The sequence below is a fragment of the Cupriavidus sp. IDO genome (assembly GCF_000812465.1).
In the GTDB taxonomy this organism is placed as follows: Bacteria; Pseudomonadota; Gammaproteobacteria; order Burkholderiales; family Burkholderiaceae; genus Cupriavidus.
Genome location: NZ_JWMA01000189.1, coordinates 1 through 1,966, shown reverse-complemented (window position 1 = coordinate 1,966; position 1,966 = coordinate 1). Strand labels below are relative to the sequence as shown.

At 61.4% G+C, this 1,966-nt stretch carries 2 protein-coding genes; both read left to right on the top strand.

Annotated features, from left to right (window positions below; all coding sequences use genetic code 11):
• The first annotated feature begins 162 nt into the window (after positions 1–162).
• Positions 163–975: a YdcF family protein gene (locus tag RM96_RS33560; protein ID WP_338011445.1), complete on the top strand. Its 813-nt coding sequence runs from the start codon at positions 163–165 to the stop codon at positions 973–975.
• A gap of 252 nt (positions 976–1,227) precedes the next feature.
• Positions 1,228–1,966 (top strand): IS701 family transposase (locus tag RM96_RS33555; RefSeq protein ID WP_039016071.1); only part of this gene is annotated, 739 nt, incomplete at its 3' end.

Sequence of the window (1,966 nt, the reverse complement as noted above, 5' to 3'; positions counted from 1 at the left end):
ACGGCTGGTCACGATAAACCGGAAATGCCGGTCACGATGCCGGAATCCGTGGTCACGATAATCCGGAATGACTGGTCACGATCGGCCGGAATACGCAGTCGCGACTGGGGTCCACCACGCGCGGTATGCTTCACGCCAACGAGTTCAACACATAGGACGAAGTTGGCACGAACCACAACGCATGGCATGAAGGCCGGCGCCCCGTGGCGGCGCATCGGCCTGGCATTGGCGGGCGCCTTGCTGCTGGGCGATGCCATCGCGCTGATGCTGACGGGGCTGTTCAATTTCGGCGTGGCGCTGCCCGGCGCGATCGGCGCTGCATGCCTTGCGCTGTCATGGCGCTGGGAAGCCGTGGCGCAATGGCGAGCGGCCAGCGTGGGGCGCCGATGGATCTGGCGGGCAGGGTGGACGGCATTCGCGGTATGGCTAGCGACGGTGGCGGCGTTCTTCTATCTCATCCACCGCGGCATTGCCGAATCCGCGCCGAAGGCAACGGCGGCGAGGGCCATCATCATCCTTGGCTCCGGCACGCCGCACTGCGTTGCGTCGCCGACGCTGGTGGCCCGGCTGGATACAGGCATGGCGCTGGCGCGGCAATGGCCGGCGGCGTGGGTGGTGGTCAGTGGTGGGCGGGACTTCTTACGGCAATGCCGCGAGGCGGACATCATGGCGGACTACCTGACCGGGCACGGGCTAGCTACCGACCGCCTGATCCGGGAGAACCGGAGTACCAGCACAGAGGAAAACCTGCGCTTCAGCCGCCAGTTGCTGGAGCAGCAGGGCGTGAGTGCTTCTGATCCGCTGGTGCTGGCGACCAGTGATTTCCATCTGATGCGTGCTAAGCGGATTGCGCGGAAGGTGGGGTTCGGGGCAGTGGTTGGGGCGGCCGCACCTACCCCACTTTACCTGCGCTACAACGCGTGGTTAAGGGAATATTTCGCGTTCATCAGCGGGTGGGTGCTGGGAGAGATCTGAGGCTCAGAGCACCACATAGGAGGGGCGCGGAAATTGTGAGCTGGCCAGGTAAGAACGGTGCAAGATCAATGGCCCGCACCGTTTTTCTTTCATCTATCGAATACCCGGCCTTCCGGCGCCGTCGAACTTAAGCATCAGAACATCTCGGCGCTTCTGCATCAACTGGACACCGACATCGGGTGTTAGCGATTAGTCTTACTGTGTCATAAATGTGCCATAATATAGACTTCTTGGCACAGTTCATGAAGAGCGATGAGCGCGAGCGAGCGATTTGAGCAATACATGGAACATTTGGCGGCGGGACTGGGGCATGCGGACCGCCATGCTGGGCTCAAGGGCTACTGCACAGGTCTGATGCTGCCGCTTGCGCGTAAGAGTGTGGAGCCGATGGCGGCTGGAGTCGATCCGCTTCACTCTAGCGCTCGGCACCAGGCACTGCACCACTTTGTGGCCAAGGCCGAATGGTCCGATGAGGAGATGCTGCGCCGGATCAGTCAGTGGGTAGTACCCAAGATGGATCTCTCGACTGGCGGCTTCTGGATCATTGACGACACAGGCTTCCCGAAGAAGGGCAAACATTCGGTTGGGGTCGCTCGTCAGTATTGTGGGGTGCTGGGCAAGCAGGACAACTGCCAGGTCGCGGTCAGTGTGTCTCTGGCCTGTGAGCAAGCGAGTGTGCCTGTAGCCTACCAACTCTATCTACCGCGAGAGTGGGCGGAAGATACCGAGCGGCGAGAGAAAGCGGGAATTCCCGACGAGGTAAGGTTCACGACGAAGACCGAGATTGCTCTGCAACAGCTCGAATCGCTGTTGGCCGCGGGCGCGCCAAAATATTGCGTGTTGGCGGATGCCGACTACGGGGTGGACAATGCATTTCGCCAGCGTCTGAGTGATCTGGGCATGCCGTATGTGGTGGGTATCACGTCGGCGGTTGTGGTCTGGCCACCGGGGGTGGAACCGTTGCCGCCGAAGCCATATAGCGGCATCGGCC